This is a genomic window from Streptomyces sp. TS71-3, from assembly GCF_018327685.1.
GTDB lineage: Bacteria > Actinomycetota > Actinomycetes > Streptomycetales > Streptomycetaceae > Streptomyces.
In genome coordinates this window covers 60,017-73,419 of sequence record NZ_BNEL01000003.1, presented here as the reverse complement: position 1 = coordinate 73,419, position 13,403 = coordinate 60,017, and the positions used below count along the sequence as shown (strand labels likewise).

The following is a 13,403-nucleotide window of genomic DNA, read 5'->3' as shown; positions in this document are numbered from 1 at the left end:
TGCGGTCTGGCGGGTCCGCTTCCGCGGTCGGCGCACGCCGCCCGGGCCGGGGGGTCGTGCGCTGGCCTGAGCATAGTGGGGCTCTCCCGGGGGCAGTCCCTCACCGACCGCCTCCGCGTTCGTCGGGGTTCTGTCGGGAAGCTCACGCGCGTGTGCCTGGGCCTGCCGGGGGCGGGACCGTAGGATGCGGGTTACTTAACAGTAATGAACCACCTTTCCACCGTGATGCCGGTGGCTCGGGCATCCCGGCGGGTGACAGTACAGGCGTCTTTCGTCAGAGGAGTGAATGGCAGTGGCGGGATCGGCCGGAAACGCGGCGTTTGACCTGTACCAGCCGTCGGAGGAGCACACGATGCTCCGGGAGACGGTGAGGTCGCTCGCCGAGGCGAAGATCGCACCCTTCGCCGCCGCGGTGGACGAGGAGTCCCGCTTCCCGCAGGAGGCGCTGGACGCGCTGCGCTCCGCCGACCTGCACGCGGTGCACGTTCCCGAGAGCTACGGCGGCGCGGGCGCCGACGCGCTCGCCACGGTCATCGTGATCGAGGAGGTGGCGAGGGTCTGCGCCTCCTCGTCGCTGATCCCCGCGGTCAACAAGCTCGGCTCCCTCCCGCTGGTCCTCTCCGCCTCGGAGGACCTGAAGAAGCGCTACCTGACGCCGCTCGCCAAGGGCGACGCGATGTTCTCGTACTGCCTGAGCGAGCCGGACGCGGGTTCGGACGCGGCGGGCATGAAGACCCGGGCGGTGCGCGACGGCGACCACTACGTGCTGAACGGCGTCAAGCGCTGGATCACCAACGCCGGCATCTCCGAGTACTACACCGTGATGGCGGTGACCGACCCGGAGAAGCGCTCGCGCGGCATCTCCGCGTTCGTGGTCGAGAAGTCCGACCCGGGCGTCTCCTTCGGGGCGCCCGAGAAGAAGCTCGGCATCAAGGGCTCCCCGACCCGCGAGGTCTACTTCGACGACGTCCGCATCCCCGCCGACCGCATGATCGGCGAGGAGGGCACGGGCTTCGCCACCGCGATGAAGACGCTGGACCACACCCGCATCACCATCGCCGCCCAGGCTCTCGGCATCGCCCAGGGCGCGCTCGACTACGCCAAGGGCTACGTGCAGGAGCGCAAGCAGTTCGGCAAGCCGATCGGCGACTTCCAGGGCGTGCAGTTCATGCTGGCCGACATGGCGATGAAGCTGGAGGCGGCCCGCCAGCTCACCTACTCGGCCGCGGCCACGTCGGAGCGCGTCGCCGCCGGCGGCAAGGACGAGGGCCTGACCTTCCAGGGCGCCGCCGCCAAGTGCTTCGCCTCGGACGCCGCCATGGAGATCACCACGGACGCGGTCCAGCTCCTCGGCGGGTACGGCTACACGCGGGACTACCCGCTGGAGCGGATGATGCGCGACGCGAAGATCACGCAGATCTACGAGGGCACCAACCAGGTCCAGCGCATCGTGATGGCCCGGAACCTTCCCGAGTAACAGGTGACCAGCAGGTGACCAGTACGCCGGACCCACGGCATGGGCCCCTCTTCGGAGCGTCGGGGAGGGGCCCGGTCATGTCCGGTGCATCGCCCGTGCGGGTGGTGGGAGACATCCGGGAAATCAACTTCCGCCGGAAGCCTCGGGCTTGTCTCGGGCTTGCCGTGGACTTGGGAGCCGGGCCGAACTCCCGGCGGCCCACCACCGGGCCACCGGCCGGAGCGACTCCTCCAGAGTGCCTCCGCGCCCGCCGCCCCGGGGCCTGATCCTCGATCCCTGCGCCTTGATCGCTGCCGAGACCGCCGGCGCCGGCTCGACGGGCCTCGCGGCAAAGCCGGTGTTCACCGAGGCGGAGGGGTTCCGGGCCTGGGGCCCTTTTATAGGTTCACCCCATGTTGAGACTTGGCACACCCGTCATCGGAGTCACCGATCTCGACCGCGCGACAGCGTTCTGGACGCAGGCTCTGAACCTTGTCGCCACGCAGGAGTGGAGGAGTGACACCTGGCAGACCCTCGATTACCCCGACGGCTCCGGACGGGCCCTCGGACTGCTCCGCAGCGAATCCCGCCCCGAACCGCGCCCCCGTCTCCACCTGGACCTCTACGTCGACACCGCCCGGGAACAGCAGGCCGAGGTCGAGCGGCTGATCAGCCTCGGAGCACAGGCGGTCGACTGGGACCTCTACCCCTCCGAGCCCGACTTCGTCGTCCTCGCCGACCCGGACGGCAACATCTTCTGCGTCGTCGATCTCAGCCACGCCCCCAGCCGCCCCTGACGCGGTCCGCTCGCCATTCGGACAAGCCCGGATCGTCTTGCGGTCCCGACCGAGATGCCGGGCGATCGCTGTGTGGCCGGGCTGTGGTGCCGTGGCCGCAGGCGATGGTGCCCACCGTGAGCGCGCCGCCCAGCGCGAGTACGCCGTCTACCGGGAGCGCCCCACCGTCAGACGCAGCCGCCGGCGCCTACTCCCACAGAAGGCAGCGCGGGCCCTGAACCGACGCCCAGCCCTTCGGCGGTTCCGCCGTCGGGGGCGTGGCCGTCCGCCGCGCTCGGGTCGTCTCGGAGCCCGTGTCGGAGTACATCCGCTGGGAGCACTACGTCACCCGTGCCAACGTCACGGCGGGTGAGGAAGTGCGGTGGCTGCCTCGGCGGCGGGCGACGAGCATCCCATTGCCGGGGAATGACTTCTGGCTGTTCGATGGTGCGCTGCTCCGGGTGCACCCCGCCCTCACAACCCGAAAACCCGCACCCCGTTGTCACGGCACACCGCACGCAGCCACTCGCGCCCCAGGCCGGTGGCTTCCAGGGACGTGAGGGCGTCCGCGTAGGCGTACGGGATGTTGGGGAAGTCCGTGCCGAGGAGTATGCGGTCGCCCAACGCGGCGAGGCGGGGGAGTGCCGTGCGGGGGAAGGGGGCCTCCGACTCGACGAAGGGGGTGAACGCCATCGTGGTGTCCAGCATCACGCCGGCGTGGCGTTCCGCGAGGGTCAGGAACTCCTCGTACTCCGGCATGCCCAGGTGCGCGACGACCAGCCGCAGGCGGGGGTGGCGGGCGAGGAGCGCCGCGATCGGGGCGGGGCCGGTGAAGGCGCCGGGGGCGGGGCCCGAGCCGCAGTGGGTGACCACGGGGACGCCGGAGTCGGCCAGCAGGCCCCAGACCGGGTCGAGCCATGGGTCGTTGGGGTCGAAGCCGCCGACCTGCACATGGCACTTGAAGACCCGCGCGCCCTGCGCCAGCGCTCGGCGCACGTCCTCGGCGGCCTCCGGCTCCGCGAAGAACGTCGCCGAGTGCAGGCAGTCGGGGGTGCGGGCGGCGAAGTCCGCCGCCCAGTCGTTCAGCCAGCGGGCCATGCCCGGACGGTGCGGGTAGAGCAGCGACGTGAAGGCGCTCACGCCGTAGCCGCGGAGGATGTCGAGGCGACGCTGCTCCTCCTCCCGGTAGGCGATCGGCCAGGGGCGGCCGACGAGCGGGCCGGCCGCGTCGAAGTACGCCCACACCTTCGTCAGGACGCGCTCGGGCATGAAGTGGGTGTGCACGTCCACCAGGGCGTCCACGCCGAGGGCCTGGCGGAAGGCCGCCACCCGGGGGAGGTCGTCGGGCGGGGCGGTGGGCCCGGTGGCGAGGGCGGGCGTCCTGGTCGCGGACATGTTGGTCGTCGCTGCGTCCTCCGGCACGTCCTGCCTCACCCCTTCTCACCCGGGGCCGCAACGGTCACCGCCCTGCCGGGCACGGTACGCCGACGGCCCGCGGAACGGATCGGTGGGCCGCGGTTCGAAGGGGCCGGGCCCCGACATCCACACGGGCCCGGACGCGCTGCCCGCCCTGGAACCCCCGGCGGCCACCACTGTCGCCATGCCTGCAATTCCCGGTGAAATGCCGAGGTCAGGTTTTTGTGGCTGTTACGACGATCCCCGTATACAAACAGCGGGACAGGAAGGCCGTCGCAGCCGTCCACACCCCGGCTGATTCGTCACTGCCGTATGAATGGTTCCCTCCGTATACACAAGCCGTCAATCCGGCCGACATGAGCCGAATTGAGGAGAGGTGGTCGCACACGGCGTGCGGTCTGGCCAAGGATCAGGCCAACGCTGTACGGTGCCTCTCGTCCCTGACTGCTCCGGATCGGCACTGCACTCAATCCACCTGGTCCACGTTGGTCCACTGCGTTCACGAGCGCGGTGACGGGGTGCCGGTGGTCTGCGCGCGCTGACAATGCTTCCCGTGCTCGTCATGTGTGTGAAGGCGGTTTGATGGACCACAACTACATTTCCTACCTGCAGGCTCACCCGGATTTCTACCGTCCCCTGTACGAGAGCAGAGACCTGGGGCAGATATATACCGCGGGCGGTGTCCCGTCCACCTGGGATCGCAAGGAAATGTCGTTCTGGTCCATCTACAAGCCGCCTGAGGCCGAAATCGCCACGCACGGCTGGAAGGTGCACGTCTCCGCTGCTCTGCCGCGGGTCCAGGAAGTGCTCGACATCGTGGCGGCCGTCTGCGTACGGCAGAACATCGCTTTCAAGCACGTCGGCGCGCGTGCCTACTTCGTGATGCTGCATCACAAGCACGCCCCCCGAGCGCAGAACGGCAAGTTCATGGCCGCCTACCCTCTCGACGAGAAGGCGTCCAGGGCGCTCATGGAAGAACTCCATGCCGCTCTTCCCGACGAAGAGGGCCCGTACATTCTCGGTGACCGGCGCTGGCGCGACTCACACGTGGTCTCCTACCGGTACGGTGCGTTCGAGACCATTCCGGTGAGGCAGCCCGACGGTTCCGAGGAACTCATGGTGCCGGACGGGTCCGGAAAACTCGTGCCCGACGTCCGGGGGCTGTCGTTCACCCTGCCTGACGGGATCACGGATCCCTTTCTCGCCGACACCAGGCCGCTCACCCACTACACCGCCTCTTCCGGACCCGCACCCCGGACCATCTCGTTCGAGGGGCTGACCTTCAACAAGCTTCTCCGGCATTCCAACGGCGGCGGAGCCTATATTGCCACCTTGGCCGAGAACGGCGAAAAGGTCTTCGTCAAGGAAGCCAGAGCGCACTCCGGGCTGTATCCGGACGGCACGTCCTCACCCGATCACCTCGCACACGAACACCGGATCCTCCAGGAACTGGACGGCAGCGTGCCGGGAGTGGCCCCCGCGCCTGTGAAGTTCTTCAGACGCTGGGAACACACCTACCTCGTCAGCGAGTTGATACCCGGAGTGTCCCTGCTCGAATGGGTGACGAACCACCACCCGGGATTCACCGTTTCCCCGGACGGCGACTACTACCGGACGTACTGGGAGCGCTGCACCCGCATCGTCGAGCAGTTGAGCCGTGCCCTGGACCGGTTGCACGAAGCAGGCTACGTCTTCCTCGACGTCAGTCCCCGGAACATTCTCGTGGATGACGACGATGCCGTGCGGCTCATCGACTTCGAGACGGCCGAGAAGGTCGGCAACCCGCTCTCCCTGTTCGGCACCCCGGGCTACTTCCCGGACCTCCCCGACGACCAGCTCAGGGAGATGATGGGGAAGGATCCCACATACTGCGACCGATACGGCCTCGCAGCTCTCACCCAACTGCTGACCTTCGGTATGAAGGTCCACGTCACCGAGCGGGAACCCGCGGCACTGCATCACCTGAGGGACCTGATGCGCCGCACCTCGGGAAATGCCGTCCCGGACCACCTCTGGCGGCAGGCCACCGCCTTCGCGGCCGTCGATGTCCCGACGACGCTTCCCGCACCAAGCCAGGTGAGCGACGACACCATGGGCAGCCTGCGGAAGCTTCAGAGCGCTGTGGCCGATTCGATCCTCAGTGCGGCGGACCCGGAGGGACGGGTCATATTCCCCACCGTTCCCCGGGCGTACTACGCGCACAAGCACGCCGTCATCTACGGAACCGCGGGAGTCCTGCACGCGTTGCGCCTGGCCGGGCGAGAAGCCCCGCGTGACGTACTGGAACGGTTCCGCCGGGAGAGCCTGGACGAAAGCACGCAGCCGGCACCGGGGCTGCACTCCGGCAGCGCGGGCATCGCCTGGGTGCTGGCCGACCATGGAATGGTCGAAGAGGCGAACACGCTGCTGGCATCGGCGGAAAGCCATCCCATCCTGGCCAGGATCGCCACCCTGGGCGAGGGAGCGGCAGGGATCGCTCTGGCGCATCTGGCGCTGTACGGGCACGACAAGAACGAAAAGCACCTGGAAGCGGCCCAGCGAATCCGAGCGTCCGTTCCGGCCGGAGACGATCTCCTCAACGCGCTGGAGACCGACGGCGCGACCGGGCTCCTGCACGGGCAGGTCGGCGTCGCACTCCTCGACTACTACCTGTACCGGATTCTCGACGACGAGAACGCCAAGCGGAACGGCCTTGCTCTCCTGCGCGACGAAGCCGCCAAAGCAGATCCGTTTCCCGGCGGCGGTATCGGATTCCGCGTCTCCACGGAAGACCAACGCCTTTACCCCTATCTCTACCGCGGGTCGGCTGGTTACGCCACGGTGGCATCGCGGTACCTCCCATTCGCCGATGAGGACCTGGCAGCCTCGGTCACCGACGCCGTCCGTGCGAGTACGGCCGCGACGACCTACTACGCGGGTCTCTACGAAGGCCAGTCAGGCCTCGTCTTCGCGCTCGCCGAACACGCATCCCTCACCGGCTCCGCCGCCAGTCACGAGGCAGCGGTCAAGGCCGCCCAGGCCCTGTTCTGCCACGCGGTCTCCGACGGCGACGGTGCCCGCTTCCACGGGGAATACCTCATGCGTTTCAGTACGGAGCTGTGGAGCGGATCCGCCGGGGTCCTCCTCGCTCTGACCCGCCTCCTGGACGACACGCGGGATGCCTTCTTCACTCTGGACCATCTCACCAGGTAGGCAGACCGGAGAGGCTGCCCCACCGCACTCCCGTTCCTCGTACGGGAACCTTCCTCGTGCAGGCACAGGAACCTTCCTCGTGCAGGAAAGGGATGGCGGCTCCCGACTCCGGGGGCCGTTCCGCAGGAATCACCGAAGGAGCGACTGATGCCCATGGAATCCAGCGAGGCGATGGAAGAGGTGCTGGCGCTTCAGCTGCTGGAGAGTGAGACCCCGTCCCACGACCGGCTTGCCGAGTCCGGCCTGTGCACCAGCACGACCGCGAGCACCGGCTGCACGAAGTTCTGATCAGCGCCCGTGCTGACTCGGGGGTCCGGGCGGCATGCCGGGCCCCCGAGGACCACCACCGAACCGGTGACGCGAGATTCAGGAGAATCACGTGCAGTTTTCCCTCTTCGTCGTAGGACAGGTGCCATCAGCCACGCCAGAACTGGAACGGCAGATGTTGAGGGATTCTGTCGAACAGGCCGTACTCGCCGACCAGGTCGGGTTCGACCGTGTCTGGGCCGTGGAGCACCACGGGCTGAAGTGGTACTCGCATATGAGCGCGTCCGAGGTCTTCCTTACCTGGGTGGCTGCCCGGACCTCCCGTATCCGGATCGGACACGGCGTCGTGACCATGCCGTTCGGATACCAGCATCCCGTGCGCCTCGCCGAGCGCACGGCAATGCTCGATGTGCTGTCCGGCGGACGGCTTGACATCGGTGCCGGGCACGGTGGCAGCAAACAAGAGATGTCCCTGTACGGAATCGATCCGGATACCGCGCGTGCGCAGGTGCACGAGGCACTGGAGATCCTCACCGGAATCTGGCGGACCGACCGGTTCGAATGGCATGGATCCATGGATATCGGTCCTGGATCGATCCTCCCCAGACCCCTACAGGATCCCCACCCGCCGCTCTTCATGGCCTGTAGCAAGGAAGAAACGCTGCGGACGGCCGCCAAGCTCGGTGTCGGAGCCCTGGTCCTGGGATTCGGAGGGCCCGAGATGACGCGCGAACGGCGCGCGGTCTACGACGAGGCACGGGCAGAACGCGCCGCCCGGGATCTTCTCTCCTCTGTCACCAACGATCACTTCGCGGTCGTCTGTCCCACCGTCATCCTCGACGACGCCGAGCGGGCACGCACCATAGGCCTGCGAGGACAGCAGTTCTTCGTCGAATCGTCGCGGCACTGGTACGGGGACGGACCCGTCCCGCAGCAGGACCCGGAACTGGACGGGCAGCAGGCTCTCGACAGGAACAAGCAGAAGGTCCTCGACGAACTCGACATGTTCGAGGTCCCGTTCAGGCCCGAATACGTGGCCGCATACAACACCGACCATCCTTACGGTACGGCGGAAACGGCGATGGAGCGGGTTGAGGAGCTGGCTGACGCGGGAGCGGACGAAGTGATCTGCCTGGTGCAGATGGGCACCGTACCCCAGAGCGTGTGCCTGGAGACGATCCGGCAGTGGGGGGAGAAGGTCATTCCGCACTTCCGCTCCTCCGCGGCACGGTAGGAACTGGTATCGGCGCGGCGGTCCCCGCGGCTGGAGCCGGGGCGAGGAGGCGTGGCCACGGTACGCCGACGGCCCGCCGAACGGATCGGCGGGCCGTGGCCGAAGGGGTGGGCTCCGGTTCTCCCCGGCTCCGGGTGTTCGGGAGCGCCGGGGTGTCCCGGGGCCCCGGTCTCACTCGTCGCTGGTGACCGTCACCTTCTGGTCGTTCTTCAGCTCGTCCACCAGCGTCTTGACCTTCGCCTTGTCCCAGACGAGGTTGCCGCCGGTGGAGCCGGAGATCGGCATGTTCATGGACTTGCCCTCACCGCCGGAGACGCCCTTCATCGCCCAGAACATGGACGCCAGGTTCCACAGGCTCATGTCCTTGTCGACGATCAGCGAGTCCAGGCCGGCGCCCAACACCGGGTACAGCTTGAACGGGTTGAGCACCGTCCCCGGCGTGGCCACCTGGTGGGCGAGGGCCGCCAGGAACTTCTGCTGGTTCTTGGTGCGCTGGAGGTCGCTCGTCGCGAACGCGTGCCGGGTGCGGACGAACGCCAGCGCCTGCTGGCCGTTGAGCGTCTGCTTGCCCGCCTTGAAGTCGGCGCCCGAGTACTTGTCCTTGAAGCCCTGGTCCAGGGTCATGTCCACACCGCCGACGGCGTCCACGATGTTCGCGAAGCCGGCGAAGCCGATCTCCGCGTAGTGGTCGATGTGCAGGCCGGTGTTGTACTCGATCGTGCGCACCAGCAGCTGGGGGCCGTCGGTGGAGTAGGCGGCGTTCAGCTTGGTGTGCCTGCCGGTGGCCGGGAACGTCTTCCCCGACTCCGAGCCCTTGAACGAGGGGATCTCGACGTCGGAGTCGCGGGGCAGCGAGATCATCGTGTCGCCGTTCTCGCCGACGTGCAGAATGATCATGGAGTCCGTGCGCTTGCCCTCGGCGGAACCGGTGTGCAGCTGCTTCTTCTCCGCGTCGGACATGCCCTCGCGGCTGTCGGAGCCGACGATCAGGTAGTTGGTGCCCTGGCCCTCGGCGGGCCGGTCGATCACCTGTGAGAGGTCGACGTCCCTGCGGAGCTTGGAGTCGGCCCAGAAGTAGGTGCCGATGGACGTCACGACCAGCACGACGACCAGCGTGAGGATGGTCCACTTGATCCGGCGGCCCCAGCTCGGCCGGCGGCGGCCCGGGTCGTACCCGTCGTAGCCGTCGTACCCGCCCCCGCCGCCGTGCTGCCGGGAGCCGTAGACGTGGCCGTCGCTGTAGCCGCTGTCGTAGGGGCCGTCCCCGCCGTAGCCGTCGGAGTACGAGCCCGGCTGCCGCCCCTGCTGCGGCGGGATGACCGGTGGTCTGGCGGGGGCGCCCGGCGGGGCCGACGGGCGTCGGGGAACCTGCCCGCGGTCGACGCGGCGCATCGTGCGCGCGCTCTCCGGCTGTGCGCTGCCGCTGCCGCTGCCGTATCGGCCCTGCCCGTTCTCGTCGGACCAGCCTCCGCCGGCACCGCCCGGACCGGAGGGGCCCCCTCGCCATTCACTCATACGGGCCAGTGTGCAGGCTCCCGACAGGGCGCTTACAGGGGCCGTGGGGTTTCGGGCCGGGGCTGTTGCAGAGCTGATGCAAAGCCCTGTGGGGGGCCGGGCCGCATAGGGGTTGCTGCCCGCTGGAATGTGGACGTCTGCCTTACACCCGGCATACGTGGCGTATGTCACGTCATTGCTTGGCGGTGGCTTGAATGCGACCGCGGGTGCCACTTGGGGTCCCTGGCGATCTGACGGCTTCATCCGGGTTTGATGTTCCCCCACTGCCTTACGGGCATGGGAGGTACCCCCATCCCCGCGGCCCTTGTTTCGGCGCTGCGCGCATCCTCCCGAGGGGGTGGTGTCGGCTCGTACCCGGACCTCACGCAAGTGGGGGGTTGCTCGCGCAGTTCCCCGCGCCCCTTCCGGGGCGCACCTGTGCGCAAGGGCGCGCACAGCGCCTCTATAGGGGCGCGGGGAACTGCGCGAGAAGCCCCACCCGCCTGGGGTCCGGGTACGACCGGAGATCGCGCGGTCGGGAGGATGCGCGCAGCGCCGAAGAAGGGGCGCGGGGAACTGCGCGAGCACCCGCCACCGGCCTGAGGTCCCGGCGTGACCGAAACCACCCCTCGCGAGGGGGAATGCGCATCCGAGCGCAACTGACCGGAAACAGCCACCCCGGCCCCGGCCCGGCGCCGAAGGGCAATTACGTGCAGGCCACCTCGTCCCCCGTCACCGCACCCCCGCGCCGGTCGCCCGGGTCCCCGGCCCGTACTCGGGTGACCTCCTTGAAGTCCGTGCCCGCGATCACCTTGAAGACGGCGCCCCGGCCCGCCGCGGGCCGCAGCTCGCTGCCGGGCAGGGCGGCGGCCAGGGTCTTCGCGGAACGGTTCCAGTGGGGGTCGTAGACGATGACCGTGCGCTGTGCGTCGTGCCCCGGCGCGGTGCCCGGGGCGCCCGTCGTGCGGAAGCCGGTCGACCTGAGCGCGGCGTCGACGCGGTGGGCCAGGCCGGGGATGCCGGTGCCGTTCTCGACCTGCACCCGGATGCCCTGGGGCGCCACCTCCACCACCCGGGCGCGCCCCGGCGCCGCCGCCGGCGCGAGGGGCCGGTCCTCGCGGATGGCGTCGAAGAGCTCGCGGGCCCTCGGCCCGTCCCACCGCACGGTCTCGCCGAGGCCCCGCACGGGGCGCCCCGCCTCCCGCACCGGGACGGTCGCGAACTCGGACGACGACGGCGAGAACCCGCGCATCGCCTGGCCCAGGTCCAGCATCTCGTGCGGCCCGAAACCGCCGTCCGCGCGGACCGAGCCGAGCACGGTGCTGGTCAGCTGGGCGAACTTCACCGGGTTCAGCAGCACGCCCGACGAGGTGGCCTCGGAGATGAGCGAGGCCAGAAAGCGCTGCTGGCGCTGCACCCGGCCCAGGTCGGAGGCGCCGTCGACGTGCCGGGAGCGCACGTACTGCAGGGCCTCGCCGCCGTGCAGCCGGTGCCGGCCCGCGGCCAGGTCGAGGCCCGTGTAGGTGTCGCGGAGCCGTACCGGCGTGCAGACCTCCACGCCGCCCAGCACGTCGACCGTCTTCATGAAGCTGGTGAAGTCGACCTCCAGGTAGTGGTCGATCTTGACGCCGGTCATGTGCTCGACCGTGCGCACGGCCAGCGACGGGCCGCCCTCCGCGTACGCGGCGTTGATCTTGATGGGGTGGGCGGGGAGCCGCCGGCCGGTGCCGGGATCGCGCCGGTCGGGCACCTCCGCGTAGGAGTCGCGCGGCAGGCTCACCACGCTGGCGCGGCTGTGGTCCTCGGAGAGGTGCACGATCATCATGGTGTCCGTGCAGTGGCAGGGCGCGCCGCCCAGCCGGAAGGCGGCACGCTCGGCCGGCGTGATCTTGTCCCGGCCGTCGGTGCCGACCAGCAGGACGTTCATGCCGTGGCCGGGCTCCGGCCGGTTCTTCATGTCCTTGAACACCTCGACGCGGTCGATGCCGCCGTCCAGGCTGCTGACGACCGCGTGCCCGATGCCGGCGGCGGCCAGCACCACGACGGACATCGTGGTCGCGGTCCGGATCGCCCAGCGGCGCTTCGTGCGGCGGCGCACGGGCTTGGCCGGTGCGCCCGGCCCGCGCCGCGCGCTCCCCGTCCGGGCCGGCGCCGCCGACGGGCGCCCGCCCCGCGTCCGGCGGGCAGGCGTCGGCTGCGGGCTGCGGCTCGACGGCCGCGGGGGGCGGGCGGGGCCGGTCGAGCGGGGCGGCGTGGGCACAGGGGCTACCTCCGCGGTGCGGGGCCGGACGATCGCCCAGAACAGTACGTCGATACGACATGCGGCCCATCGCCACGGCGGGACGGCGCGCGCCGGTGTCCCCCGTACGCGGTAACGTGACCGGCTGATGCCGCCGCGCCGCGGGGCTCCGGGCCCAGCCGGCCCGGTACCGCGGCCGGGCGCCACCGGGCGGAGCGCCGCACCGGGCGGCGGCCGGGGGCCCGGCGGCGGCCGCCAGCCCCCCGGCCTCTCGAACGCCGAAAGAAGCCCGAAAGCAGCCATGGAATCCCTCACGTCCCGCCCCGCGGACCACAAGCCCGTCCCGGTGTCCGTGATCATGCCCGTCCTCGACGAGGAGCGGCATCTGCGCACCGCGGTGCAGGCGATCCTCGCCCAGGACCACGACGGCGACCTGGAGGTCGTCATCGCGCTCGGCCCCTCCACGGACCGCACCGACGAGATCGCCGCGGAACTCGTCCGCGAGGACCCGCGGGTGCACACGGTCCCCAACCCCACCGGCCGCACCCCCGCCGCGCTGAACGCCGCGATCAAGGCCTCCCGGCACCCGGTCGTGGTCCGCGTGGACGGCCACGGCATGCTCTCGCCGGACTACATCGCCACGGCGGTGCGGCTGCTGGACGAGACCGGCGCGCAGAACGTCGGCGGGGTCATGCACGCCGAGGGCGAGACCGACTGGGAGCGGGCCGTCGCCGCCGCGATGACGTCACGCATAGGCGTGGGCAACGCCGCGTTCCACACCGGAGGCACCGCGGGGCCCGCCGAGACCGTGTACCTGGGTGTCTTCCGGCGCGAGGCCCTGGAGCGGCACGGCGGGTACAACGAGGAGTTCATCCGGGCCCAGGACTGGGAGCTGAACTTCCGGATCCGGGAGGCCGGCGGGCTGATCTGGTTCTCGCCCGAGCTGCGCGTCTCCTACCGGCCGCGGTCGAGCGTGGGGGCGCTGGCGCGCCAGTACCGGAACTACGGGCGGTGGCGGCACGTGGTCGCGCGGTACCACGAGGGCTCCATCAACCTCCGCTACCTCGCGCCCCCGGTCGCCCTGTGCGCGATCGCGGCCGGGCTGGTCGTGGGGGCGGCGGTCACTCCGTGGGCGCTGCTGGTGCCCGGCGCGTACGCCGCCGGGATCGTCGCCGGCTCGGTTCCCGCGGGCCGGGGCCTGTCCCTGCGGGCGCGCCTGCGGATTCCGGTGGCCCTGGCGACCATGCACATGTCGTGGGGATGGGGCTTTCTGACCAGCCCCAGGTCGCTGGCGCGACGGGTCAGGGCAAGTCGGCGCTGAGCACCCCG

Annotated in this window: 9 protein-coding genes and 1 pseudogene; 7 read left to right on the top strand and 3 right to left on the bottom strand. The window is 69.9% G+C overall.

The window, feature by feature from the left end; genetic code table 11:
- Positions 1 to 286: 286 nt before the first annotated feature.
- The 3 genes and pseudogenes from Sm713_RS24980 to Sm713_RS40655 all read left to right on the top strand — a co-directional run.
- Positions 287 to 1,477 (top strand): acyl-CoA dehydrogenase, encoded by a 1,191-nt coding sequence (locus tag Sm713_RS24980; RefSeq protein ID WP_212912340.1) that lies wholly within the window; start codon positions 287 to 289, stop codon positions 1,475 to 1,477.
- Between the two features lie 392 nt (positions 1,478 to 1,869).
- On the top strand, positions 1,870 to 2,253 hold the full coding sequence (locus tag Sm713_RS24975) for a VOC family protein (protein WP_212912339.1): 384 nt from the start codon (positions 1,870 to 1,872) through the stop codon (positions 2,251 to 2,253).
- A gap of 254 nt (positions 2,254 to 2,507) precedes the next feature.
- Positions 2,508 to 2,699, top strand: a pseudogene (locus Sm713_RS40655) (DUF6879 family protein); the annotation flags it as partial.
- Between the two features lie 7 nt (positions 2,700 to 2,706).
- Here the strand turns inward: Sm713_RS40655 and Sm713_RS24970 are convergent.
- On the bottom strand, positions 2,707 to 3,627 hold the full coding sequence (locus tag Sm713_RS24970) for an amidohydrolase family protein (RefSeq protein WP_212914812.1): 921 nt from the start codon (positions 3,625 to 3,627) through the stop codon (positions 2,707 to 2,709).
- 531 nt (positions 3,628 to 4,158) lie between these two features.
- Here Sm713_RS24970 and lanKC point away from each other — a divergent pair.
- From lanKC to Sm713_RS24955, 3 genes are all read left to right on the top strand, one after another.
- The gene (lanKC, locus tag Sm713_RS24965) at positions 4,159 to 6,840 is read left to right on the top strand and encodes a class III lanthionine synthetase LanKC (RefSeq protein ID WP_212912338.1); all 2,682 of its coding nucleotides are present in this window, start codon (positions 4,159 to 4,161) and stop codon (positions 6,838 to 6,840) included.
- A 147-nt stretch (positions 6,841 to 6,987) separates the two neighbouring features.
- A complete protein-coding gene (locus Sm713_RS24960) occupies positions 6,988 to 7,128 on the top strand; it encodes a class III lanthipeptide (protein ID WP_212912337.1) in 141 nt (46 codons plus the stop codon).
- A 91-nt stretch (positions 7,129 to 7,219) separates the two neighbouring features.
- The gene (locus Sm713_RS24955) at positions 7,220 to 8,341 is read left to right on the top strand and encodes an LLM class flavin-dependent oxidoreductase (protein WP_212912336.1); all 1,122 of its coding nucleotides are present in this window, start codon (positions 7,220 to 7,222) and stop codon (positions 8,339 to 8,341) included.
- Positions 8,342 to 8,512: 171 nt separating this feature from the next.
- Here the strand turns inward: Sm713_RS24955 and Sm713_RS24950 are convergent, their stop codons facing one another.
- Together Sm713_RS24950 and Sm713_RS24945 are read right to left on the bottom strand one after the other, a co-directional pair.
- Positions 8,513 to 9,856, bottom strand: a complete 1,344-nt coding sequence (locus Sm713_RS24950) for an LCP family protein (RefSeq protein WP_212912335.1) — start codon at positions 9,854 to 9,856, stop codon at positions 8,513 to 8,515.
- 685 nt (positions 9,857 to 10,541) lie between these two features.
- On the bottom strand, positions 10,542 to 11,933 hold the full coding sequence (locus Sm713_RS24945; protein ID WP_374196066.1) for an LCP family protein: 1,392 nt from the start codon (positions 11,931 to 11,933) through the stop codon (positions 10,542 to 10,544).
- A gap of 442 nt (positions 11,934 to 12,375) precedes the next feature.
- On the opposite strand from Sm713_RS24945, the gene Sm713_RS24940 reads away from it, so the two are divergent.
- Positions 12,376 to 13,395 carry a glycosyltransferase family 2 protein gene (locus Sm713_RS24940; protein ID WP_212912333.1) on the top strand — a complete coding sequence of 340 codons (1,020 nt, stop codon included), beginning with the start codon at positions 12,376 to 12,378 and terminating at the stop codon, positions 13,393 to 13,395.
- Positions 13,396 to 13,403 lie beyond the last annotated feature (8 nt).